This is a genomic window from Propionivibrio sp. (assembly GCF_029255185.1).
In the GTDB taxonomy this organism is placed as follows: Bacteria; Pseudomonadota; Gammaproteobacteria; order Burkholderiales; family Rhodocyclaceae; genus Propionivibrio.
The window spans coordinates 22,903-45,634 of the sequence record NZ_JAPUVO010000075.1; the positions used below are offsets into that span (position 1 = coordinate 22,903).

General features: G+C 57.3%; 23 protein-coding genes. 17 read left to right on the top strand and 6 right to left on the bottom strand.

From position 1 onward, the window contains the following. The first annotated feature begins 37 nt into the window (after positions 1-37). From Q1J43_RS04225 to Q1J43_RS04260, 8 genes are all read left to right on the top strand, one after another. A complete protein-coding gene (locus Q1J43_RS04225; protein ID WP_301101128.1) occupies positions 38-370 on the top strand; it encodes a DUF3301 domain-containing protein in 333 nt (110 codons plus the stop codon). A 150-nt stretch (positions 371-520) separates the two neighbouring features. Then, positions 521-3,586, top strand: a complete 3,066-nt coding sequence (locus Q1J43_RS04230) for a BPTD_3080 family restriction endonuclease (protein ID WP_301101130.1) — start codon at positions 521-523, stop codon at positions 3,584-3,586. Further along, positions 3,576-4,418, top strand: coding sequence for a DNA damage-inducible protein D (dinD, locus tag Q1J43_RS04235; RefSeq protein WP_301101131.1), 843 nt, complete (start codon positions 3,576-3,578; stop codon positions 4,416-4,418). Before Q1J43_RS04230 ends, dinD begins: the two co-directional genes overlap by 11 nt. Before the next feature lie 5 nt (positions 4,419-4,423). Beyond that, a complete protein-coding gene (locus Q1J43_RS04240; protein WP_301101132.1) occupies positions 4,424-7,231 on the top strand; it encodes a site-specific DNA-methyltransferase in 2,808 nt (935 codons plus the stop codon). Between the two features lie 146 nt (positions 7,232-7,377). Further along, entirely contained in the window at positions 7,378-8,682 is a 1,305-nt protein-coding gene (locus Q1J43_RS04245; RefSeq protein WP_301101133.1) for a phenylacetate--CoA ligase, read from the top strand. Beyond that, entirely contained in the window at positions 8,679-9,110 is a 432-nt protein-coding gene (locus tag Q1J43_RS04250) for an ACT domain-containing protein (protein ID WP_301101134.1), read from the top strand. Before Q1J43_RS04245 ends, Q1J43_RS04250 begins: the two co-directional genes overlap by 4 nt. A 55-nt stretch (positions 9,111-9,165) precedes the next feature. Next, complete coding sequence (locus tag Q1J43_RS04255) at positions 9,166-9,471, top strand: H-NS histone family protein (protein ID WP_301101136.1); 306 nt, start codon at positions 9,166-9,168, stop codon at positions 9,469-9,471. A 96-nt stretch (positions 9,472-9,567) separates the two neighbouring features. After that, positions 9,568-10,059, top strand: a complete 492-nt coding sequence (locus Q1J43_RS04260) for a glutathione peroxidase (RefSeq protein ID WP_301101137.1) — start codon at positions 9,568-9,570, stop codon at positions 10,057-10,059. A gap of 13 nt (positions 10,060-10,072) precedes the next feature. Here the strand turns inward: Q1J43_RS04260 and Q1J43_RS04265 are convergent, their stop codons facing one another. After that, on the bottom strand, positions 10,073-10,999 hold the full coding sequence (locus Q1J43_RS04265) for a LysR family transcriptional regulator (protein ID WP_301101139.1): 927 nt from the start codon (positions 10,997-10,999) through the stop codon (positions 10,073-10,075). Between the two features lie 98 nt (positions 11,000-11,097). Between Q1J43_RS04265 and Q1J43_RS04270 the strand changes: the two genes are divergently transcribed. The 3 genes from Q1J43_RS04270 (at position 11,098) to ettA (ending at position 14,254) form a co-directional block, all read left to right on the top strand. After that, complete coding sequence (locus tag Q1J43_RS04270; protein WP_301101140.1) at positions 11,098-11,874, top strand: ferredoxin--NADP reductase; 777 nt, start codon at positions 11,098-11,100, stop codon at positions 11,872-11,874. Positions 11,875-11,973: 99 nt separating this feature from the next. Beyond that, a complete protein-coding gene (locus Q1J43_RS04275) occupies positions 11,974-12,510 on the top strand; it encodes an ACT domain-containing protein (protein ID WP_301101141.1) in 537 nt (178 codons plus the stop codon). 79 nt (positions 12,511-12,589) lie between these two features. Then, positions 12,590-14,254, top strand: a complete 1,665-nt coding sequence (ettA, locus tag Q1J43_RS04280) for an energy-dependent translational throttle protein EttA (RefSeq protein ID WP_301101142.1) — start codon at positions 12,590-12,592, stop codon at positions 14,252-14,254. 108 nt (positions 14,255-14,362) lie between these two features. Here ettA and Q1J43_RS04285 read toward each other — a convergent pair whose 3' ends face one another. Continuing rightward, a complete protein-coding gene (locus Q1J43_RS04285) occupies positions 14,363-14,647 on the bottom strand; it encodes a hypothetical protein (RefSeq protein ID WP_301101143.1) in 285 nt (94 codons plus the stop codon). Between the two features lie 92 nt (positions 14,648-14,739). After that, positions 14,740-14,943, bottom strand: a complete 204-nt coding sequence (locus Q1J43_RS04290) for a SlyX family protein (RefSeq protein WP_301101144.1) — start codon at positions 14,941-14,943, stop codon at positions 14,740-14,742. Between the two features lie 89 nt (positions 14,944-15,032). Between Q1J43_RS04290 and Q1J43_RS04295 the strand changes: the two genes are divergently transcribed. Beyond that, the gene (locus Q1J43_RS04295) at positions 15,033-15,290 is read left to right on the top strand and encodes a hypothetical protein (protein ID WP_301101145.1); all 258 of its coding nucleotides are present in this window, start codon (positions 15,033-15,035) and stop codon (positions 15,288-15,290) included. 15 nt (positions 15,291-15,305) lie between these two features. On the opposite strand, the gene ylqF is transcribed toward Q1J43_RS04295, so the two are convergent. Further along, entirely contained in the window at positions 15,306-16,190 is an 885-nt protein-coding gene (ylqF, locus tag Q1J43_RS04300; protein ID WP_301101146.1) for a ribosome biogenesis GTPase YlqF, read from the bottom strand. A gap of 86 nt (positions 16,191-16,276) precedes the next feature. Here ylqF and Q1J43_RS04305 point away from each other — a divergent pair, with 86 nt between their 5' ends. Then, a complete protein-coding gene (locus Q1J43_RS04305; protein WP_301101147.1) occupies positions 16,277-17,107 on the top strand; it encodes an SAM-dependent methyltransferase in 831 nt (276 codons plus the stop codon). Positions 17,108-17,137: 30 nt separating this feature from the next. Here the strand turns inward: Q1J43_RS04305 and Q1J43_RS04310 are convergent, their stop codons facing one another. Together Q1J43_RS04310 and Q1J43_RS04315 are read right to left on the bottom strand one after the other, a co-directional pair. Then, positions 17,138-17,419 carry a hypothetical protein gene (locus Q1J43_RS04310; protein ID WP_301101148.1) on the bottom strand — a complete coding sequence of 94 codons (282 nt, stop codon included), beginning with the start codon at positions 17,417-17,419 and terminating at the stop codon, positions 17,138-17,140. Between the two features lie 101 nt (positions 17,420-17,520). Further along, complete coding sequence (locus tag Q1J43_RS04315; protein ID WP_301101149.1) at positions 17,521-18,069, bottom strand: YaeQ family protein; 549 nt, start codon at positions 18,067-18,069, stop codon at positions 17,521-17,523. Between the two features lie 142 nt (positions 18,070-18,211). On the opposite strand from Q1J43_RS04315, the gene Q1J43_RS04320 reads away from it, so the two are divergent. From Q1J43_RS04320 to Q1J43_RS04335, 4 genes are read left to right on the top strand one after another with little or no spacing between them, the layout of a single operon-like run. Then, positions 18,212-19,606: a TolC family protein gene (locus tag Q1J43_RS04320; RefSeq protein WP_301101150.1), complete on the top strand. Its 1,395-nt coding sequence runs from the start codon at positions 18,212-18,214 to the stop codon at positions 19,604-19,606. Continuing rightward, complete coding sequence (locus Q1J43_RS04325; RefSeq protein ID WP_301101151.1) at positions 19,603-20,793, top strand: efflux RND transporter periplasmic adaptor subunit; 1,191 nt, start codon at positions 19,603-19,605, stop codon at positions 20,791-20,793. Before Q1J43_RS04320 ends, Q1J43_RS04325 begins: the two co-directional genes overlap by 4 nt. Beyond that, on the top strand, positions 20,793-21,515 hold the full coding sequence (locus Q1J43_RS04330) for an ABC transporter ATP-binding protein (RefSeq protein ID WP_301101152.1): 723 nt from the start codon (positions 20,793-20,795) through the stop codon (positions 21,513-21,515). Before Q1J43_RS04325 ends, Q1J43_RS04330 begins: the two co-directional genes overlap by 1 nt. Next, positions 21,509-22,732 carry an ABC transporter permease gene (locus tag Q1J43_RS04335; RefSeq protein WP_301101153.1) on the top strand — a complete coding sequence of 408 codons (1,224 nt, stop codon included), beginning with the start codon at positions 21,509-21,511 and terminating at the stop codon, positions 22,730-22,732. The genes Q1J43_RS04330 and Q1J43_RS04335 overlap by 7 nt, the downstream gene beginning before the upstream one ends.

The window sequence follows — 22,732 nt, forward strand, 5'->3', positions numbered from 1 at the left end:
GCCTTGCACCAGACGCAATTTCGCTGAGGCTGTCGCCATGGACCTACTCGATCTTCTCGGGCTTTTACTGCTGGCCGCTGGCGGCTGGCTCTGGCATGACAGCCTCACAGCTCGCGAAATAGCGGTGTCGGCGACCAAAGCGGCCTGCAACTCCGAGGGCCTGCTGTTGCTCGATGATACCGTTGCCATCCAGCGCATCAGCCTGATGCGGGATGGCGAGGGGGTCTTGCGTGTCCGTCGCATCTATGATTTTGAGTACAGCGATACGGGCAACGATCGCAGCGCAGGAAGCATCGTCATGCTGGGAAGCCGCGTGCTCGTGATCAACCTCAATCTGCCAAACACTCCACCGCGTGCAGTTCTTCACTAACTGCCCGGCGAGGCAGGCGACTGTTTCCGCCTTTGCCGGCGCAGTCGCCAGATTTCGAGTCAACGCGGGTGCTTATGCTGTTACGATAACGGCATTCCGGAAATCAAATATCGAGGGCAGAGATCCTGATCTGCCTCAGAAAAAACGCCAATGAGTAAGCAGTTTTTCGAGAAGCCGATCCTCAACTCGCCCTACGACTATCCCTCGCGCCACTGGGAACTCGATGACACGGGGCAGCCGACCCAGAAAGTCGCGGAGAGCCGTCGCCGAGCGGAGTTCATCACACCGATCCCGAAGGCAAAAAAACAGAAGTCAGCTCAAAAGCAGGACTCGCTGCTATTTGACGAAGGCCTTTCCACCCAATCCCAGCAGTATGCCCATACGGCAATCATCAATGGCGTTCGGCAGGAAGTAGATAAGTGGCGCAGCCTGCCCAGCGCCAGCGATTGGCGTGTCACCCCCGAAACGGCTCGCCTTCTCCAGCATTGGCGGCACCACAAGTTCGGCAGCATCCGTCCTTTTTTCTGCCAGGTAGAAGCCGTTGAGACGGCTATCTGGCTAACGGAGGTGGCTCCCCAGGTTGGCAAAACCGGTGAACGGTTTCTGGAGCATCTGGCCGACGCCAACCCCGAGATCATGCGGCTGGCGCTAAAGCTTGCAACTGGAGCCGGCAAGACAACCGTTATGGCCATGCTCATTGCGTGGCAAACCATCAACGCGGCGCGTCGGCCCAACAGCAAAAAGTTCACGCGGGGCTTTCTCATCGTCTCGCCGGGCCTGACGATCAAGGATCGCCTGCGCGTTCTACAGCCAAACGACCCGGACAGTTACTACGCCAGCCGTGAGTTGGTTCCCGGCGACATGATGAATGATCTTGAGCGCGTCAAGATCGTCAATACCAACTACCACGCCTTCAAGCTGCGTGAGCGCATCGAGATTTCCAAGGGTGGTCGCCTCCTTCTTCAGGGGCGTGGCGGTGAGGAACTGAACACCCTTGAAACCGAAGGGCAGATGATTCAGCGCGTCATGCCTGACCTCATGGGCATGAAGAACATCCTCGTCATCAACGACGAAGCGCACCATTGCTACCGTGAGAAGAAAAATCACGACGACGCGGATGATGTTTCCGATCTGAAAGGTGACGAGAAAAAAGAGGCAGAACAAAACAGCGAGGCGGCCCGCTTGTGGATATCCGGCATCGAGGCCGTCAACCGCAAGCTCGGCGTGGCGCGGGTACTTGACCTGTCTGCAACGCCATTTTTCTTGAGCGGTTCCGGTTACGCCGAGGGCACCTTGTTCCCCTGGACCATGAGCGACTTTTCGCTGATGGATGCCATCGAATGTGGAATCGTCAAGCTGCCGCGCGTGCCGGTGGCCGACAACATTCCGGGCGGGGAAATGCCCAAGTTCCGCAACCTGTGGGAGCACATCGGCAAACGCATGCCGAAAAAAGGCCGTGGTCAGGCCAAGACGCTTGATCCGCTGAGCATCCCCGTAGAACTCCAGACCGCGCTGGAAGCCCTCTACGGCCACTACGAGAAGACCTACAAACTCTGGGAGCAAAGCGGCATCAAGGTGCCGCCATGCTTTATCGTCGTCTGCAACAACACCTCGACCTCCAAGCTGGTTTATGACTTCATCTCCGGTTTTCAGCGGCAGAACGATGACGGCTCATCGACGCTGGAGAACGGGCGCTTGGCGCTGTTCCGCAACTTCGATGAACATGGCAACCTGCTTGGTCGACCACGCACCCTGCTGATCGACAGCGAGCAACTGGAATCCGGTGATGCCTTGGACGATAGTTTCCGCAGCATGGCCGGTCCCGAGATCGCGCAGTTCCGCAGTGAAATCTTTGAACGCGGCGGCAGGCTTGCCGATGAACTGCGGGCTGGCAAGGAACTGGACGACGCGTCACTGCTGCGAGAAGTCATGAATACCGTCGGCAAACCAGGCCGGCTGGGCGACTCCATCCGTTGTGTGGTGTCGGTTTCGATGCTCACCGAAGGATGGGACGCCAACACCGTGACCCATGTGCTGGGCGTGCGCGCCTTCGGCACCCAGTTGCTGTGTGAGCAGGTCATTGGCCGCGCGCTCCGCCGCCAGTCCTACGAACTGAATGAGGAAGGTCTGTTCAACGTCGAATACGCCGATGTCCTCGGCATTCCTTTCGACTTCACCGCCAAACCAGTCGTTGCTCCGCCGCAGCCGCCACGCGAAACGATTCAGGTCAAGGCCATACGGCCAGACCGCGACGTGCTGGAAATTCAGTTTCCGCGTGTGCAAGGCTACCGTGTTGAACTACCCGAAGAACGGCTGACTGCCGAATTCAACATCGACTCGGTGCTGGAGCTCACGCCCGACCTGGTCGGGCCGTCCATTACCCAGAATTCCGGCATCATCGGCGAGTCCGTCAATCTCAGCCTGACCCACTTGGGCGACATGCGCCATTCCACGCTGCTGTTTCACATCACCCAGCGGCTGCTCTACACCAAATGGCGTGACCCCGGCGAAGAAGCCAAGCTTTACCTGTTCGGGCAGCTCAAACGCATCACCAAACAATGGCTCGACACCTGTTTGGTGTGTAAAGGCGGCACCTATCCGGCGCAGCTCATGTATCAGGAACTGGCGGACATGGCCTGCGAACGCATTACCGCCGGCATCACGCGGGCACTGGCCGACGAGCGCCCCATCAAGGCCGTGCTTGATCCGTATAACCCAACGGGTACAACAGCGCACGTCAGTTTCAACACCTCCAAGATGGATCGTTGGGAGACGAACGGGCCGCCGCCCAAGTGTCACCTCAACTGGGTCATCCTTGACAGCGACTGGGAAGGTGAATTTTGCCGTGTCGCCGAATCGCATCCACGCGTCAAGGCGTATGTCAAAAACCACAACCTCGGACTGGAAGTACCGTACCGGTATGGCTCGGAAACACGCCACTACCGCCCCGACTTCGTTGTGCTGGTCGATGATAAAGGCGGCGACGAAGACCCCTTACACCTGATCGTCGAAATCAAGGGCTATCGGCGCGAAGACGCCAAAGAGAAAAAGACCACCATGGACACCTACTGGGTGCCGGGCGTGAACAACCTCAAACAATATGGCCGCTGGGCGTTTGCCGAGTTCACCGAGGTCTATCAGATTGAGTCCGACTTCGCGAAAAAGGTCGCGGCAGAATTCAACAAAATGATCGAAAGGATTGCCCATGAAAACTGAGATTGTCCACTCGCTGACTAACACTTTTGAAGCACACGCCCAACAGACTGAAGGCGGTATCGAATACTGGCTCGCGCGCGACATCCAGCATCTTCTCGGCTATACCAAGTGGGACAACTTTCTGAATGTCGTCTACAAGGCAAAAACCGCTTGTGAAATCTCGGGGCATGCGGTTCCCGATCATTTTGCCGACGTCGGCAAAACGATCGCCATGCCGAAAGGCGCGGAGAAGGAAGTTCCCGACATCATGCTTACCCGCTACGCCTGTTACCTCGTTGCGCAGAACGGTGATCCAAAGAAACAGGAAATCGCTTTTGCCCAAACCTACTTCGCCATCCAAACCCGCCGCGCCGAACTGATCGAGCAACGCTTGCTGGAAAACGAACGTGTTTCAGCCCGCAAGAAACTGACCGAAACCGAGAAAGAACTCTCTCAGGTCATCTACGAGCAAACCGGCGGCAATCAGGATTTTGCGACCATTCGCAGCAAAGGTGATCGGGCGCTGTTTGGGAAAACCACCCAATCGATGAAAGCCCAATGGAAAGTGCCGGATAGCCGGCCGCTCGCCGACTTTGCCCCCACCATCATCCTCAAGGCCAAGGATTTCGCCACGGAAATCACCATTTTCAACGCCAGAGAGCACAGCCTGTCCAGCGAAACCGCCATTTCCAGCGAACACATTGCCAACAACGAGGCCGTCCGCCAAACCCTGCTCGAACGGGGTATCCGGCCGGAGAGTCTGCCCGCTGCCGAGGACGTGAAAAAGGTCGAGCGCCGCCTTGTTTCCGAAGAAAAGAAATCCTTGAAGAATCCCGACGCGCTGGACGCCTGATCGACATGGCAAAAAAACCAAACCAAACGCTCACCGTCGAAACCCTCAAGCACGACGACGCCACGCGCAAGAACATCCCCACCGCCGAATATCAATCGGTGATGCAGAAGGAAGAGCAAAACCCGGTTCGTGTCGCTTACCAGCGCCGCAATCGCGATCTTGACCCGCAACTCGTCTGGCGCGGCAAGGATGAGCAGGACTGGTCTGATCTGGTGGTGCACGCGCCGCCGCTCTATATCCAGGAAAAGGTGCACCCCAAGGTGCTGATCGACGACCTGAAACGACAGACGGATCAGGCCGCAGCAGGCAAAGCGAGCAATCAGCAAGGATTTACCACCGACCTTTTCGCCGATTTCAACGGCCTGCCCGACGACAACGCCAAAACCGAGTTCTATCAGCACGACGCCCACTGGGCCAATCGCATGATTCTCGGCGACAGCCTGCAAGTCATGGCTTCGCTTGCAGAGCGCGAAGGACTGCGCGGCAAGGTGCAGTGCATCTATTTCGATCCGCCCTACGGCATCAAATTCAACAGCAACTTCCAATGGTCAACCACCAGTCGGGATGTGAAGGACGGCAACGCCGCCCACATCACCCGCGAGCCGGAGCAGGTCAAGGCGTTTCGGGATACGTGGCGCGATGGCATTCACTCCTACCTCACCTATTTGCGCGACCGACTCACCGTGGCGCGGGATTTGCTGGCCGACACGGGCTCGATCTTTATTCAGATTGGTGATGAGAATGTGCACCGAGTCAGGGCTGTGATGGACGAGGTATTTGGAGAGAAAAATTTCGTCAGCCTCATCTCAATACAAACCACAACTGGGTTTAAGACAAATTACATCGGAAACATCGCTGATTATGTCTTGTGGTTCGCGAAGGACAAACCAACTGGTAAATCGCGTTCCCCGTTCTATCGCAAAAGTTTTGAATTGGGCGAGGGCAATGCGCGCTGGCTTCTACTCGACGACTTTACCTATCGCGGTGTTTCAGCAGCCGAGAAACGCGGAGAAAGTCCAGTTCCGGCGGAGGCGCTGCCCTATGCGCCAGACAACATTATTTCGCAAGGTCGTGCCAAGGAGCCTCAACCCTTCGAGTTTCGCGGGAAGCACTATGATTGTTGGGATAAGAATTCGCACTGGAAAGCATCCTACCCCTCAGGCATGACCCGCTTGGCCAAGGCCTCGCGAATACATGCCGCCGAAAATTCAATCCGCTATGTGCGGTATCACACAGACTTTGCGCTTGGCATTCATGGCAATGTTTGGACCGACACCGGATCGGGAAACTTCACCGATGACAAGGTCTACGTCGTACAAACCAATACCAAAGTCATAGAGCGCTGCATCTTGATGGCGAGCGACCCCGGTGACCTCGTTCTTGACCCCACTTGTGGTTCCGGCACCACCGCCTATGTCGCTGAACAATGGGGTCGCCGCTGGATCACCATCGACACTTCCCGTGTCTCTCTTGCCCTGGCTCGTGCTCGCATCATGGGTGCTCGCTATCCCTATTTCCTCCTTGCAGATAGCAGTGATGGCCAGTTCAAAGAAGCGGAAATCAATGGCACGGTCCCGTCTAGCGCTCCAACGCGCGGCAGTATTCGCCAAGGCTTTGTCTATGAGCGGGTGACGCACATCATGTTGGAAACCATCGCCAACAATGCCGAAATCGACGTAATCTGGGACAAGTTCCAGCAAACGCTGGAGCCACTGCGTGAACGACTCAACCTGGCGTCAAGCAAGCAATGGCAGGAATGGGAAATCCCCCGTGATGCCGATAGCAAATGGACTGAAGCGACGAAGAAGCTGCACGCCGACTGGTGGCAGCAACGCATCGCCCGCCAGAAAGAAGTCGACGCCTCCATCGCCGCCAAGGCCGAGCACGAATACCTCTACGACAAGCCCTACGAGGACAAGAAGAAAGTCCGTGTCGCCGGCCCGTTCACCGTCGAAAGTTTGTCGCCGCACCGCGTTTTGGCCGTGGATGAAAACGACGAGCTGATCGACCGTGCCGCTGAACCAGAAGCAGGCTACGGTGAGGAACGCGATTTCGTTCAGATGATTCTGGAAAACCTCAAAACCGCAGGCGTGCAACAGGCGCACAAGGAGGACAAGGTTGCTTTCACGTCGCTAACGCCCTGGCCGGGCGATCTGGTCTGTGCCGATGGTCGTTTTGAGGATGCTGGCGGCGAAAAACGCGCCGCCATTTTCATCGGCCCCGAGTTCGGCACCGTTTCCCGCCCTGATCTGGTCGCTGCTGCCCGCGAGGCAGGCGACGCCGGCTTCGATGTGCTGATTGCCTGCGCCTTCAACTACGATGCTCACTCGTCGGAGTTCGACAAGCTTGGCCGCATCCCCGTGCTCAAGGCGCGCATGAACGCCGATCTGCACATGGCCGCCGACCTCAAGAACACCGGCAAGGGCAACCTGTTCGTCATCTTCGGCGAGCCGGACATCGACATCCTGCAAGCCGATGGTGGGCAGATTCGCGTCAAGGTGAACGGCGTCGACGTATTTCACCCCAACACTGGCGAAGTCCGCAGCGATGGCGCTGAAGGCATTGCCTGCTGGTTCATCGACACCGACTACAACGAAGAAGCCTTCTTCGTTCGCCACGCCTATTTTCTCGGCGCCAACGATCCCTACAAAGCCCTCAAAACCACGCTCAAGGCAGAGATCAATGAAGAGGCATGGGCATCGCTCAACAGCGATACCTCTCGTCCGTTCGACAAACCAACGTCAGGGCGAATTGCGGTGAAGGTCATCAATCATCTTGGGGATGAGGTGATGAAGGTTTTCAAAGTTATCTGACAGGCAGTTTTGATAGGCGGTTAGCAGATCACTTCTCCTATCAGCAATTCGGGATAAAAAATTGACTCGAATAAAGCGCCGAAGGATACTCCTGAGCTTGCGCTTTTCATCCCCGATTATGACCGTCCCCTTGTAATTAAAAATCTATGTATTGGGAAAAAGAATTAGAGACCCTGGACAGAAACGCTCTGGAGAAGCTCCAGCTTGAGCGCTTGACGAAGTCGCTGCGTCAAGCTGTAAATGCACCCTGTTATGGTCAAATCCCGGAAATAAACAATGTTATCAAATCGGGATTGAAGTCGATTGAACAGATTCGGGAACTTCCCTTTACCAGTAAAGAAGATTTGAGAAATGGCTTTCCCTGGGGATTTCTTTCGGCCGATAAAAGAGAAGTTGTCCGGCTGCACAGCTCAAGCGGCACCACTGGAAACCCAACCGTTGTTTATCACAACCGGCATGATCTGGAGAGCTGGGCAAATTTGATGGCACGTTCCATTTTTTCTGCTGGCGTGCGTGATACCGATGTATTTCAGAATATCTGCGGTTATGGATTATTTACTGGCGGTCTGGGTTTCCAGTATGGCGTCGAAAAGCTGGGCTGTTTAAGCATTCCTGCCGGTGCGGGAAACAGCTTGCGCCAGATCAAATTAATGCGCGATTTTGGTACTAGCGTAGCCCATGCCATTCCCAGTTATCTCGGGCGATTGTTTGATGTATTCAAAGACGAAGGGCTCGATCCACGCAAAGATACCCGACTGCATACCCTGGTGATTGGTGCCGAACCACACACGGAAGAACACCGTCAGCGAATCGAAGAATTGTTTGGCGTAAAAGCTTATAACTCGTTTGGCCTTTCCGAGATGAATGGTCCGGGCGTGGCGTTCGAATGTACGGAGCAAGATGGTTTGCATATCTGGGAGGACGCTTATGTGGTCGAAATCATCGATCCAATCACGCTGCAACCGGTTGCCATGGGTGAAATTGGCGAATTGGTGATGACCACGCTCGACCGTCAAGCTATGCCTTTGCTGCGCTATCGCACACGTGACTTGACGCGCTTCATTCCCGGCGCATGCAAATGCGGGCGCACCCACCGCAGGCTGGACCGCATCGCTGGGCGGTCGGATGACATGTTTATCATCAAGGGATGTAATGTTTTCCCGATGCAGATTGAGGGCATTTTGCTCAAGCTGCCTGAAGTTGGCGACGATTACCGGATAATTCTTGATACTATGGACGATCAGGACGAAATGATTATCGAGGTAGAAGTCAAAAAAGAGTGGTTCAACGGTGATCTGGCTTTTCTCAATAATCTTGAGCGGCATATCACTCGTCTTGTTCGGGACGAAGTGCTTGTTCGTCCGCTCATAAAACTCGTCGAACCGGGATCAATACCAAAATCGGAAGGCAAGGCGGTGAGGGTTTTTGATCATCGCCAAAATAAGATATGACCTATCAGATTTCAATTTTCCTTGAGAACAAACTTGGCCGTCTGGAAAAAGTGACAGCAGTATTGAAAGACGCGCAGATCAATATCCGTTCCATACACCTTAACCATACTGCCAATGGCTGGGGCATATTGAATCTTGTTGTTTCAAATCCGGAATTAGCGCTTGAACTTTTAAATCAAAGCGGCATGTCAGCCGCGCTGCGTGAAATTGTTGTGGTTAAAATGGCCGATACCCCCGGAGGTCTGGACGAACTACTCAAGTGTATTGCCAAAGCCGGCGTAAACTTCACCAACGCCTATGGGCGAGTCGTCGATGATGGCGGCAACGCTTTTTTTGTTATTGATATCCAGGATATTCCCGATGCACGAGCGAAGCTCGAAAATATCGGTCTCGAAATAATTTCGAACCCGCTGGTGTACGGTGTTTAGTTGTTGTTTGGCAGGATATTAACTATCCTGTTCGTTTAATCACTAAGGAGATGTTATGCCAAGCTATGAAGAATTGATTTCCCAACGCAATGAACTCGACCGCCAAATTGACGCAGCACGTCAAGCAGAGCAGTCTAAGGCCATTGAGACGGTCAAAGGTCTGATCAAACAGTTTCAACTGAGCGCCGATGATTGCGGTTTCAAGCAGCAAAAAGTGGGGGCGAAGGCCAAACAAGCCGTCCCCGCCAAGTTTCGCGGCCCAAATGGCGAAGCCTGGTCGGGACGTGGCCGAGTTCCGGGATGGCTTGCCTCACTTGAGAGTCAGGGGGCCTCGCGGGAGACATTCAGGATCAATTCGTAATCCCGGCTGGCCCGCAGACTTGCCCTGAAACCTCCATGGGTATTAGTCTGCGGACCGCTTGGGCGGATATCAACAACGAACAAAAGAGAAAATGGCATGAACGGATCAAACGCTGATCTGTACAAATTTACGGCAGAACGCCTGCAGGGGAATACGCAGTCAATCGCTGATTACGCCGGCAAGGTTCTGCTCATTGTCAACACCGCCAGCAACTGCGGTTTCACGCCGCAGTACGAAGGGCTTGAGTCGCTCTACCAGCATTTTCAAGAACGCGGCTTGGTGATTCTTGGCTTCCCGTGCAACCAGTTTGGCGCGCAGGAACCGGGTTCGGCCACTGAAATTGCCAGCTTCTGCCAGAAAAACTATGGCGTCAGTTTTCCGATGTTCGCCAAAATCGAGGTCAATGGCGCTGACACCCACCCGCTTTACCGCTACTTGAAAAAATCTGCACCCGGACTACTCGGCAGCAAAGGTATCAAGTGGAATTTCACCAAATTCCTGATCAACCGCGAAGGTGACGTCGTTAAACGCTACGCTCCGGCGCTAGCGCCTGAAGCCATCGCCAAAGATATCGAAGCGCTGCTCTGAGGTCACAACCCGGTCAAGGGATAAACGGCCACTCGATCTCGTCGCTTCGTTTGGCGCCAGCGGTCATCGCGCGGCACAGCCCGATGAATTCACGCATGCCTGCCGTCTGGAACTTTCGCTTGTGCCAGAGAAAATGAAAATGTCGCAACAGATCAAGCTCCGGTGTGTCGATGGCCACCAAGCTGCCGCGCCGGAATGCCTCGCGCAGCGCGAGCCTTGAAATGCAGCCGATGCCAAGACCGAATTCCACTGCCCGCTTGATCGCTTCGGTGTGTTCCAGTTCCAGACGCACTTTCAACTCGGAATGATGGTGACGCAATGCCCGGTCCAGCGTCTCGCGCGTCCCTGAACCTGGCTCGCGCACAATCCAGTGCTCTGCCGAAAGCTCGGCCAGCGTCGCCGAACCCTTGTCTGCCAGGGGGTGGGTCGGCGAACAAAACACCACCAGCTCATCTTCCACCCACGTCTCGACGACCAGGTCGGGATGCCGGCAATTGCCTTCAATCAGCCCCAGATCGAGTTCGTAGCCAGCTACCTGAGCGATGATCGTCGCCGTGTTGTGCACCTGCAACTGGGCTGAACTCTCGGGATGTCGCTTGAGAAAATCGGCAACGATGAGGGTCGCCAGATAGTTACCGATGGTCAGCGTCGCGCCAATGCGCAACCTGCCAAAACCGGCGCGGCCTTCAAGCACTGTCTCGATCGCCTGGGCCCGTTCAATCAGTTCAACCGCCTGCGGCAACAGCGATTGCCCAAGTTCATTGAGGCGCAATGTTTTGCCGACGCGGTCAAAAAGCTGCGTGGCATAGAGCCTTTCCAGTTCGCCAAGCGCCGTGCTGGCTGCAGACTGCGATAGCGAAAGGGCGACCGCCGCGCGTGAAACACTCTCCTGGCGAGCAACCGCAACAAATACCGCCATCTGACGTAATGTAAATTTCATATCCACCCCATGGATATCAGTTATCATAATAATCAATTTTACAGATACATTATCGCGTAATAGTATTCGTCTTATCAAAACTGTTATGGAACGACGCCATGAGTACACTTTCCACCCAGCATGTCCTGTCCGTCCGCCACTGGAACGACAACCTGTTTAGCTTCCGCACCACACGCGATGACGGACTGCGCTTCATCAACGGACAGTTCGTGATGCTTGGCCTTGAACAGGAAGGCCGGCCACTGACGCGGGCTTACAGTATCGCCAGCGCCAACCACGACGAATTTCTGGAATTTTTCAGCATCAAGGTGCCCAATGGCCCGCTGACCTCGAAGCTGCAACACCTGTCGGTCGGCGATGCCGTCGTCGTCAGCCGCAAGCCGACAGGAACACTGGTCCTGCGCGACCTCAAGCCGGGTCGAAATCTCTACCTGCTCGCCACCGGCACCGGCCTGGCGCCATTCCTGAGCCTGATTCAGGATCCGGAAAGCTACGAGCGCTTCGAGAAGGTCATTCTCGTTCATGGCGTACGCACCGTAAGCGAACTGGCCTACCGCGACTTCATCAGCCGCGAACTGCCCACTCACGAGTACTTCGCCGATCTGGTTCGCGACAAGCTGATTTATTACCCGACCGTAACCCGCGAGTGTTTCGCGAACCAGGGCCGAATCACCCACCTGATCGAAAACGGCAAACTGTTTTCCGACATTGGCCTGCCGCTCCTCAATCCGGCGCATGACCGAATCATGATTTGCGGCAGCCCGGCGATGATCAAGGACTGCTGCACGCTGCTCGACAAACGGGAATTCAAAATCTCCCCGCACATCGGCGCGATGGGCGATTACGTCATCGAGCGCGCCTTCGTCGAGAAATAAGCCTCAGAACAGCGCTCCCTGACATCGCTCTGAGCAAACGAATCCTGGTGAAACCAGCCTGCAGGTACAATGGCGCCATTACCCCCTCAGGAGCGCGCCATGAGTCACAGCAACATTTCCCTCGTCCTGACCGTTATCGGCGATGATCGTCCGGGTCTTGTTGAACAACTGGCGACGGTCATCAGTTCGTACCAGGGCAACTGGCTAGAATCATCAATGTCGCATCTGTCCGGCAAATTCGCCGGGATCGTTTGCGTGAGCGTCCCCGAGACGCAACTCGTGGCGCTCAAGGAAGCGCTTGCCGCGCTGCCCGGCCTGCGCATCACGTCGGAGGCCAGCGGACCGACCACCGGCAGCGAAAAAGGCAATAGACGATTGAAGCTCTCTCTGGTCGGCCACGACCGCATCGGCATTGTGCGCGAGGTATCCCAAGTGCTCGCCAGGCATGCGATCAATGTTGAAGATCTCAGCACGCATACGGCCAGTGCACCGATGTCGGCCGAGATACTGTTCCATGCTACCGCCGAACTCACCGCTTCGGCCAGCCTTGACGCCCGCGCCTTGACCAGTGATCTGGAACAAATATCGAACGATCTGATGGTCGATATCACGCTCGACGAAACGATCCGAACCTAACTGAGCGCATTTTCCGCTACAACGCCTTTGCTTACAGAATGCCGGGGCGCTTATCAACCCTCTCCGAAAGCCCGTCTTAATGGCCCAATATGTATTTACGATGAACCGCGTGGGCAAGATTGTCCCGCCCAAGCGCCAGATCATCAAGGACATTTCCCTATCCTTCTTCCCTGGCGCCAAGATCGGCCTGCTCGGCCTCAATGGCTCGGGAAAATCGACCGTGCTGCGCATCATGGCCGGCGTTGACAAGGACATCATCGGTGAAGCCACGCCAATGCCCGGCTTGCACATCGGCTATCTGCCGCAGGAACCCCAACTCAACCCGGAAATGACCGTGCGCCAGGAAGTCGAATCAGGCATGGGCGAAATAATGCAGGCCCAGGAAAAACTCGAACAGATCTACGCGGCCTACGCCGATGAAGGCGCTGACTTCGACAAACTGGCCGAAGAACAAGGTCGGCTGGAGGCGATTATCGCCACCGCCGGTTCGGACCTCGCCAGCCAACTCGAACTGGCCGCCGACGCGCTGCGCCTGCCACCGTGGGACGCGCCGATCAGGAACCTGTCGGGCGGCGAGAAGCGCCGCGTCGCACTGTGCAAGCTGCTGCTCTCCCGGCCCGACATGCTGCTGCTCGACGAACCGACCAACCACCTCGACGCCGAATCGGTCGAGTGGCTTGAGCAATTTCTCGTGCGCTTCCCCGGCACCGTCGTCGCCGTCACCCATGACCGCTACTTCCTCGACAATGCCGCCGAGTGGATTCTTGAACTCGACCGCGGCGAAGGCATTCCGTGGAAGGGCAATTATTCAAGCTGGCTTGAGCAGAAGGAAGCTCGACTGGAAACCGAAGCCAAACAAGAGTCTGGCCGCATCAAGACGATGAAGCAGGAGCTCGAATGGGTGCGGCAGAACCCCAAGGCCCGGCAGTCCAAGAGCAAGGCGCGTCTTGCCCGCTTCGAGGAACTGTCCAGCATTGAATACCAGAAACGCAACGAAACGCAGGAAATATTCATCCCGGTCGGCGAACGGCTGGGCAGCAAGGTCATCGAATTCAAGAATGTCAGCAAGGCCTTCGGCGACCGCCTGCTGATCGACAATCTCTCGTTCAACATCCCGCCCGGCGCCATCGTCGGCATCATCGGACCCAACGGCGCTGGCAAATCGACCCTCTTCCGCATGCTGATGGGCAAGGAAAAAGCCGATTCGGGCGAGGTCGACATCGGCACCACGGTCCGGCTCGCCTACGTCGATCAGAGCCGCGACTGCCTTGATGGCGACAAAACCGTATTCGAAGAAATTTCCGGCGGCTCCGATATTCTTACGGTCGGCAAGTACGAAACGCCGTCCCGCGCCTACATCGGCCGCTTCAACTTCAAAGGTTCGGACCAGCAAAAGCGTGTTGGCCAGCTCTCCGGTGGCGAACGCGGTCGGCTGCACATGGCCAAGACGCTAATCGCTGGCGGCAATGTTCTGCTGCTCGACGAGCCGTCCAACGATCTGGACGTTGAAACCCTGCGCGCGCTGGAAGATGCCCTGCTCGAATTTGGTGGCAGCGTGATGGTCATCTCCCACGACCGCTGGTTCCTCGACCGCATCTGTACCCACATCCTGGCCTGCGAGGGCGACTCGCAATGGAGCTTCTTTGCCGGCAATTACCACGAGTACGAAGAAGACAAGGTTCGCCGGCTGGGCGAGGAAGGTGCGAAACCAAAGCGGATTCGCTACAAGCCGATCTCTCGTTAGTGTTGCCCAATGAAAAAGGCCTGCAAAGTTTAAACTTTGCAGGCTTTTTTTTATTCCCCGAAAACCGGTGTATTACCAGAAATCAGTGGATTTTTTCACGTTCCTTGCTCAGTGTTCTGCCCGCAGGCTGGCTGCAAAGGCGACTTCCATGCTTTCCGGAAACTGGAATTGGGTGAAAGCGCGATGGATCTCGGCTTCATTCACACCTGCGCTGTGATCCTGAAAGCGTATGCCGAGCGGGCGACCGTTGGACGCCAAGGTGGCAAAGGCAAAGCGCCAGCGCTGTGCTTCGGCGAGGCGCTCACGCAACTCAAGCTCATTGCTGATGGCCACACCCGCTTGTTTGAGAGAATCCAGAAACTGGTCGAAGGATTCGGTACTAAGACTGCCCATTTTCAACTCCGTTTGGTTTGGTGAAGAGCCACCATGTGCCTAATAACGCGGCTTCCTGAAAGCGGTTGACACAAATTTCCCGGTTCTTCCGATTAGTAGTGTGGCGGGATTTCGTCGCGCAGGTTCAGTGGCTCGGTGGGCTCGGCATTGGCCTGCATCTGTCCGTAGATATGACGCAACTGCTCTTGCAACAAATCAAGCTGCTGCTGTTGCCGATAGACCGTGCGATTGAGTTCGTCAAGCAGATCTTCGTTCAGGCTGGCCTTGATTTCCAGTTCGGTCAAGCGGTCGTTCATGGCTCAATCCTTAAGGTGGCAAATCGGCCACTGGTCCTAGCAGGAGCCGACGGACTATAATCCCGAGTCATCGGAAGAAGGATAACGCAATGTCGCTCGTTACATGCCGTGCTTGTGACCATCAGGTTGACACTTCGGCGCTCGCCTGCCCCAAGTGCGGCGCCACCGACCCGGCAAAAAAAATCAGCCGGCAACGGCGCGATGCGCGCAACTTCATTATCCAGACGATCATCTGGTTAAGTCTGATCGGCTGCGCCGGTTGGTACGTCTGGAATACGTTAATTCCCGTGGTCAAGCAGTACATCGTCAAGCCGCAAAACGATCAGTCACCGGTGGGTCGGCCGTAAGCCTCCCGTAAGCCTCTATTCCACCACCGCTGGCAATTTGGTTTTCGTATCGAGCATTACGCGGCGCGTCGCAGGCGTTTCCAGGCTGATCCGGCCCAGTTTGCCGTCGCGGTAATCCTGCAACAGTACGCTCGAGGCTTTCTCGAAATCAGGTTCGCCACCACGCATGCGCAGGGCGCGCCGCTTGGCAACCCCTTCTACGACCGCCACGGCATCGATTCCTTCAACCGAGAAGCCATAGCGTTCGGCGAGTAGCACCGGGTAGCGGTCGAGCAGGAGGCCAGCAAGAAATACCGCCACTTCCTCGTCGATGATGGCGTTGCGGCCGACGGCATGGCTCGCGGCAAGCATCAGGCCATCGCTCGGATATTCGATTTTTGGCCACATCAGACCCGGCGTATCGGTGATCGAATGGCGCACGCTGATCTGATGCATCTGCTGCGATTTGGTCACCGCCGGCTCATCGCCGACCTTGGCGATCTTGCGCTTGACCAGGGCATTCATCAAAGTCGATTTTCCGACGTTTGGAATCCCCATGATCATCATGCGCAGTTGTTTGATGTTGTCATTACGGTGCGGCGCCAGGCGTTGACACAGGGCGGGAATGCGCGCCACCTCACCGTGATTCTTGCTCGACAGGGCGACGGCCTTCACGCCATCTTGCTGGTTGTAGTAATCAATCCAGGCCTTGGTCGCTTCCGGGTCAGCCAGATCGGCCTTGTTCAGCACCTTCAGGCAAGGACGCTGGCGGTGCAAGCGCAGTTCACGCACGATCGGATTGGTGCTGGCTTCAGGCAAACGAGCGTCGAGCACCTCGATCACCACATCGATTGACGCCATCGTTTCGGCCGCTTTTTTCCGTGCCGATGTCATGTGACCGGGGTACCACTGAATAGCCATGAAGAATCAGAGCCCGTAAAAAACCGATCATTATCCCATTTGTTCGACCATGCGCCTAAAATGGTCGCTTTTGGCAAACACAAGCCGTGCTGAATATTCCCGAAATCAAGCCCGAACAGTCAATTGAACTCCTCAAGGAACTGCACATCCTGACGCGCGATGGCAAACTGAATCAGGACAGTCGGCGCAAACTAAAGCAGGTGTATCACCTCTTCCACTTCATCGAGCCGCTGCTCACCGAACTGGTCACCGAAAACCTGACGCTGGCCGACCACGGCGCCGGCAAGTCCTACCTGGGTTTCATCCTCTACGACCTGTTCTTCAAGACGCGCGCCAGCGGCCATGTCTATGGCATCGAGACGCGCGAAGAACTGGTTGAAAAATCGTGCGCTTTGGCACAGCGTCTGCACTTTGAGCGAATGAGTTTCCTCAACCTGACGGTTGAAGACTCAATTTCCTCACCCGCCCTGCCCGCGACAATCGACATCGTCACCGCCTTGCACGCCTGCGATACGGCGACCGACGACGCCATCCGCTTTGCACTGTGCAAGCAGGCGCAGTTCATCGTGCTGGTTCCGTGTTGCCAAGCCGAGGTCGCCGCCGTGCTGCGCCAGAACAAGAATGCATCGCTGGCGAAAACACCGCTTTCGGAACTCTGGCGACATCCAATCCATACCCGCGAGTTCGGCAGCCAACTCACCAACGCCCTGCGCTGCCTGATGCTTGAAGCCAACGGCTATCAAGTGACAGTCACCGAACTCGTCGGCTGGGAACACTCAATGAAAAATGAATTGATTATTGCGCGACAGACCGATCAGCCGCGAAAGAACGCGCAAACACGACTACAGGCAATATTGCGCGAACTCAATCTTGAAGAATTGCAAGGCCGCTTTACGCTCTCCGGGGAAAGCGCGTAGCCCCTGATGCCACTCGCCAGACCAGGCGAGTCAGGCAGTAGTATTGACCCGCGTACCCACCGTCTGCCCGCTAGTATTGACCGTAGGCCGGCTTTTCTCAGCCTCGGCTTGAGCGCGATCCGCTGCCTCGCTTTCATCAACAGGCGGACTGCCCTGCGCCTGCCGGGACTCCTGAGTCTGTTGTGACTGTTGGGATTGCTGCGCCTGTTGCGCTTGCCGATCCTGCTCCGGCTGGCGTGCGCGCAACTGGGACGAAGCACTCGCGGCCAAAGCGGCGGCGCTGCTACCTGAAGAAACCGAACCGACGTCCATGATTGACTCCTCCTGCTCCGAGCTTGATCAAGCCCAACAAGCCCATAGTAGATCATTGCTGCGTTGTTTGCCATGATGAAACTTAAAGCAACAGCGGCCACTCATCCGCTCGATCCAAAAATGAGCGCCGGTTCGATACGGACCGACTCCCCCTCCCCGGTAATCAGCATCTCGCCGTCCTGAATCATGCATTGCAGATGCATCGCGCGGTTGGCCAACGCCGCCAGGGCCTGGGTGCTTTCCGGCGGCAGCCGGAACACCGTCAGATTCGGCAGTTTTTCCAGCGTCGCACGGTTTTGTTCCCACCACATTTCCGCCACCCGGCCACCGTAGGAAAACAGGACCACGCGCCTGGCGCGACCCGATGCCTTGCGCAACCAGCGTTCGTCGGGCTGACCGACGACAATCCAGAGGTCGATGATGCCGGTCAGATCCTTAAGCCAGAGGTCGGGCTCTTCGTCGGTCGACAACCCTTTGCCGAAGGTCAGCGAAGGGTCGGCATAACGCATAAAGGCGAGCAGACGAACCATCATGCGCTGGTCGTTTTCGGAAGGATGGCGGGCCAGTGTCAGCGCATAGTTCTCGTAGAGATTGCGATCCATATCCGCAAGCGCGAGATCAACCTTGAAAATCGTTGCCTTGAGTGCCATGAGTATTTTTTGCCAAAACCACGTCATCGCGGCCGGTAACATTGACTAACAGGTCGACGGGCTGACGCCGCGTGAGGAAGAATGAAGGCCGCTATACTAGCGGAAATTTTGACCCGACCGCCAATCCGATTCAAGCGACTCAATGCACGCACTGCGCACACGCTCCGTACTGCTGACCCTGCTTACCCTGGCCAGTGCGTTCGCCCCTAAGGCGATGGCCTTTGGCCCGCTTGATCCTTTCAATACCGAGGCGATCACACCACCACGCCCGCTGCTCTTCCCGGCCGGCGTCCCGTGCCAGGCGCCCCTGCCAAACACCACTTACGATGTCCTGGACGTTGTTGACCTGGCGCTGTGCCAGAACCCGAGGACCCACGAAGCCTGGGCCAACGCCCGCGCGCAGGCCGCCCAGGTCGGCGTAGCCCAGTCCGGCTACCTGCCCAGCCTGGATGGCAAGGCAACAACGAGCCGCTTGCGAACTAATGCCGACAACAGCAATCAGCGCAGCGCTTCACTCACTCTTTCCTGGCTGCTTTACGACTTTGGCGCGCGTTCGGCCAACCTTGAAATAGCCCGACAACTGCTCAGCGCCGCCACCTCAACGCTCGACAACACCGTACAAAGCGTCTTCCAGGCGGCCTTGCAGGCCTACTACAACACCCAGGCGGCACGTGCCGCAGTAATCGCCGCACTGGAATCGGAAAAAGCCAGCCGCGAAAGCCTCTCGGCCGCCGAAGTACGCTACAAGGTTGGCACGGGCACCCCGGCCGACCGGCTGCTGGCGCAAACGGCATGGTCACAGGCTACGCTCAACCGAGTCAAGGCTGAGGGCGCGGTCAAGATCGCCTTTGGCACGCTAGCCAACGTAATGGGAATGAACGCCAGCGTGCCGCTGAAGCTGGCCGACATTGCGCAGGTCACGCCGGACGCTTCATTCGAGGGCGACATTGACGCCTTGATCAGCGAGGCGCAACTGCGCCGCCCTGATCTCAAAGCCGCCCAAGCACAGCTTGATGCCGCCCAGTCGAACATCGAGTACACACGTGCCTCCGTCCTGCCAACGCTTGCGCTGGGCGCCGGCCCAAACTGGTTGGATACGGGAGGTATCTCCAACCATGGTAATTCGATTGGCTTGACGCTCACCCTGCCGATCTTTTCCGGCTTCGAAACCCGCTACAAGGTTCGCTCGGCACAGGCTGCTGCCGACGCGGCGAGCGCGCAGCGCGAAAACCTCCGCCTGCAAGTCGCGCTTGACGTCTGGAGTGCTTACCAGAGCCTGATCACCGCCACCCAAACGATCCGCACCACAGCCGATCTGCTGGCCAGCGCCGAGCAATCGGAACGCGTCGCGCTTGGCCGTTACAAGGCCGGTGTTGGCAGCATTCTTGATGTCCTCAATGCCCAGAGCGCACTGGCTGCCGCCCGCTTGCAGCGCATCCAGGCACTACTTGACTGGCACGTCTCGCGCGCCGCACTGGCCAAGGCCGTTGGCGTACTCGACAGCAGCCTGTTAAACCCCGCGGCAGGAACCCCATGACACCAATCCTCAAGACAAACCTCATCACCCTCGTCGCTGTTTCAATTGTCGGTGGCGGTTTCTACTGGTATCGCAGCAGCGCCGCGCAGTCCCCTGAGCAGCGCTACAAGTTGCAGGCCATCGAAAAGGGCGATCTCACGCAAACTGTCTCGGCCAGCGGCACGCTCAACCCGGTGGTCCTGGTTAGCGTTGGAACGCAGGTTTCCGGAACGGTCACCAAACTTTATGTCGACTTCAACGACAAGGTCGAGAAAGACCAGCCCCTGCTTGAGCTTGACCGTTCGCTGTTTGCCGCGCAGGCCAGGCAATCGGCGGCCAATATCGGCAATATCGCGGCGACGCTTGATCTGGCGCGTGCCAACGAAACACGAATGAAATCGCTGTTCGAGCAGGAGTATGTGTCGCGGCAGGAACTGGAGCAGGCTGTCCAGGCACGCAAATCAGCAGTGGCGCAGCTCGAACAAGCGCGGGCGGCGGCCGACAAGGATCAGGTCAACCTCAACTACACCACCATTCGCTCGCCGGTTTCCGGAATCGTCGTTGACCGCGTTGTCGATCTCGGGCAAACCGTTGCCGCCAGCCTGCAAACCCCGACGCTGATCAAGATCGCGCAGGATCTCTCCGAGATGCGCATCGATTCGAGTTTCGCCGAGGCCGACATCGGCAAGATCAAGGAAGGCCAGAAGGTTCGCTTTACCGTCGATGCCTTCCCGAACAAAACTTTTTCCGGCGAAGTGCAGCAGATCCGCCTCAACCCGACTGTGCAGCAGAACGTCGTCACCTACAACGTTCGCGTCTCGCTGCAAAATCCGGATCAGATTCTGTTGCCGGGAATGACCGCCTACGTCAACATCGGCGTCGCCCGCCGCAGCGATGTGCTGATGGTGCCCAACGCCGCGCTGCGCTTCAAACCCGCCGACGCCGATGAAAAAGGCGCCGCCGCCCAAAGTGCCTCACCGGCCGGCGAGCCAAAGGGCAAGGGGAAGAAACGCGACAGCGCCAGCGGCACGGTTTACGTGATCGACGGCAAGGAGCTCAAGCCGGTCAGCATTCAACTGGGCATTACCGACAATCGCACTACCGAAGTCATCGCTGGCGACCTGAAAGTCGGTGACAAGGTCATCGTCGGAGAAAACAACGCCAGTGCCGGCGGCAAACCCAGCAGCGTCGGCATGAGGCTGTTCTGATGCCCGAAGCAGTTATTCGCGTCGCCGGGCTCGGCAAGTCCTACGTCACCGCCGCCGGGCTGTTCCCGGCGCTCAAGGGCGTCGACCTGACGATCAGGCGCGGTGAATTCGTCGCCATCATGGGGCCGTCGGGTTCAGGAAAATCGACGTTCATGAACCTGCTCGGCTGTCTTGACACGCCAACCATGGGCGATTACTACCTGGTCGAACGCAATGTTGCGCACATGGGGAGCGACGAACTTGCTATCTTGCGCAACCGCACCATCGGCTTCGTCTTTCAGGGCTTCAACCTGCTGCCGCGCATGAGTCTGGAAGACAACGTCGCCCTGCCGCTGGTCTATTCGGGAATCGAGCGTGAAGTGCGCCGCGCGAAGGGCCGCCAAATGCTCGCCCGGGTTGGCCTCGACGGCTACGCAAAATCCCTGCCCGCACGCATTTCCGGCGGCCAGCAGCAGCGTGTGGCGATCGCCCGCGCACTAATCAATTCGCCACGTCTGATTCTTGCCGACGAACCAACCGGCAACCTTGACAGCCATACCGGCGAAGAAATCATGGCGCTCTTTGGCCAACTCAATGACGAGGGAATCACCATCGTCCTGGTCACCCACGAAGCCGACATCGCCGCCCATGCCAAACGGCAGGTCCGCTTTTTCGATGGCCACATCGTGAGCGACATTATCAACGACAGCGCCACCCTGGCGCGGAAACCCGCATCATGCTAGGCGCGATGCTCGGCGAAGCCTGGCACGCCATGGGCTGCAACCGCATGCGCACGGCGCTGACCATGCTCGGCATGGTCATCGGCGTCGGCTCGGTGGTACTCATGATGGCCATCGGCCAAGGCGCCCAATATGCCGTGGCGCAGACAATCAGCACCATGGGCAGCAATCTGTATATCCTGATTTCGGGCTCAACCAATACCTCGGGGGTGCGCACCGGCAGTGGTTTCGGACCGACGCTCAATGTCGCCGACGCCGAAGCCATTGCGGAGCTCGACGACATCAGCAACGTCGCGCCGGTGCACCAGGGCACGCAGCAACTGGTCTATGGCGCGAAGAACTGGAGCGCAACCGTCGTCGGCACCACCCCCGCCTACCTCGACGCACGCGCCTGGACGCTGACCAGCGGCTACGTCTTTGGCGAATCCGACGTGCGTTCGGCAACGCGGGTCGCGCTGATCGGCAGGACGGCTGCTGAAAACCTCTTCGAACCGAATGAGGACCCGCTGGGCAAAACAATCCGCATTCGCCAAACCCCCTTCGTCATCATCGGCACCCTCGGCGCCAAGGGGCAAAACCTCGACGGACGCGACCAGGACGACACCATCATCATTCCGCTCACCACCGCCCAGCGCAAGGTCTTCGGCGTTCCCTTTGCCGGTTCGGTACGCACCGTCGTGCTGCAGGCCAGTTCGGCAGAAGCCATGCCCGCCGTCGAGAAATCGGTTACCGCCCTGCTCCGCCAGCGGCATCGTCTGCGCGAGGACATGGATAACGATTTCTACATTCGCAACCTCGCCGCAGCGGCCGATTCAGCCGCCGAAACGACCCGTGTCATGTCACTTCTGCTTGGCGCCATCGCCTCGGTTTCGCTACTCGTCGGAGGTATCGGCATCATGAACATCATGCTCGTTTCGGTCACCGAACGGACGCGCGAAATCGGCATCCGCATGGCCATCGGCGCTCGCCAGAAAGACATCCTGACCCAGTTCCTGCTCGAAGCCATCATGATTTCAATCGCCGGCTGCCTAATCGGCCTGGTCCTCGGCATTAGCAGCGCCCTGCTGATCAACGCCATCACCAACATGGTGATCGTCATCTCGGGCGGCTCGGTGTTGGTCGCCTTTACCGTTGCCGCTGGCGTTGGCGTATTCTTCGGCTTTTATCCCGCCCGCAAGGCCGCCGCCCTCGACCCGATCGAAGCGCTGCGTTATCAGTAA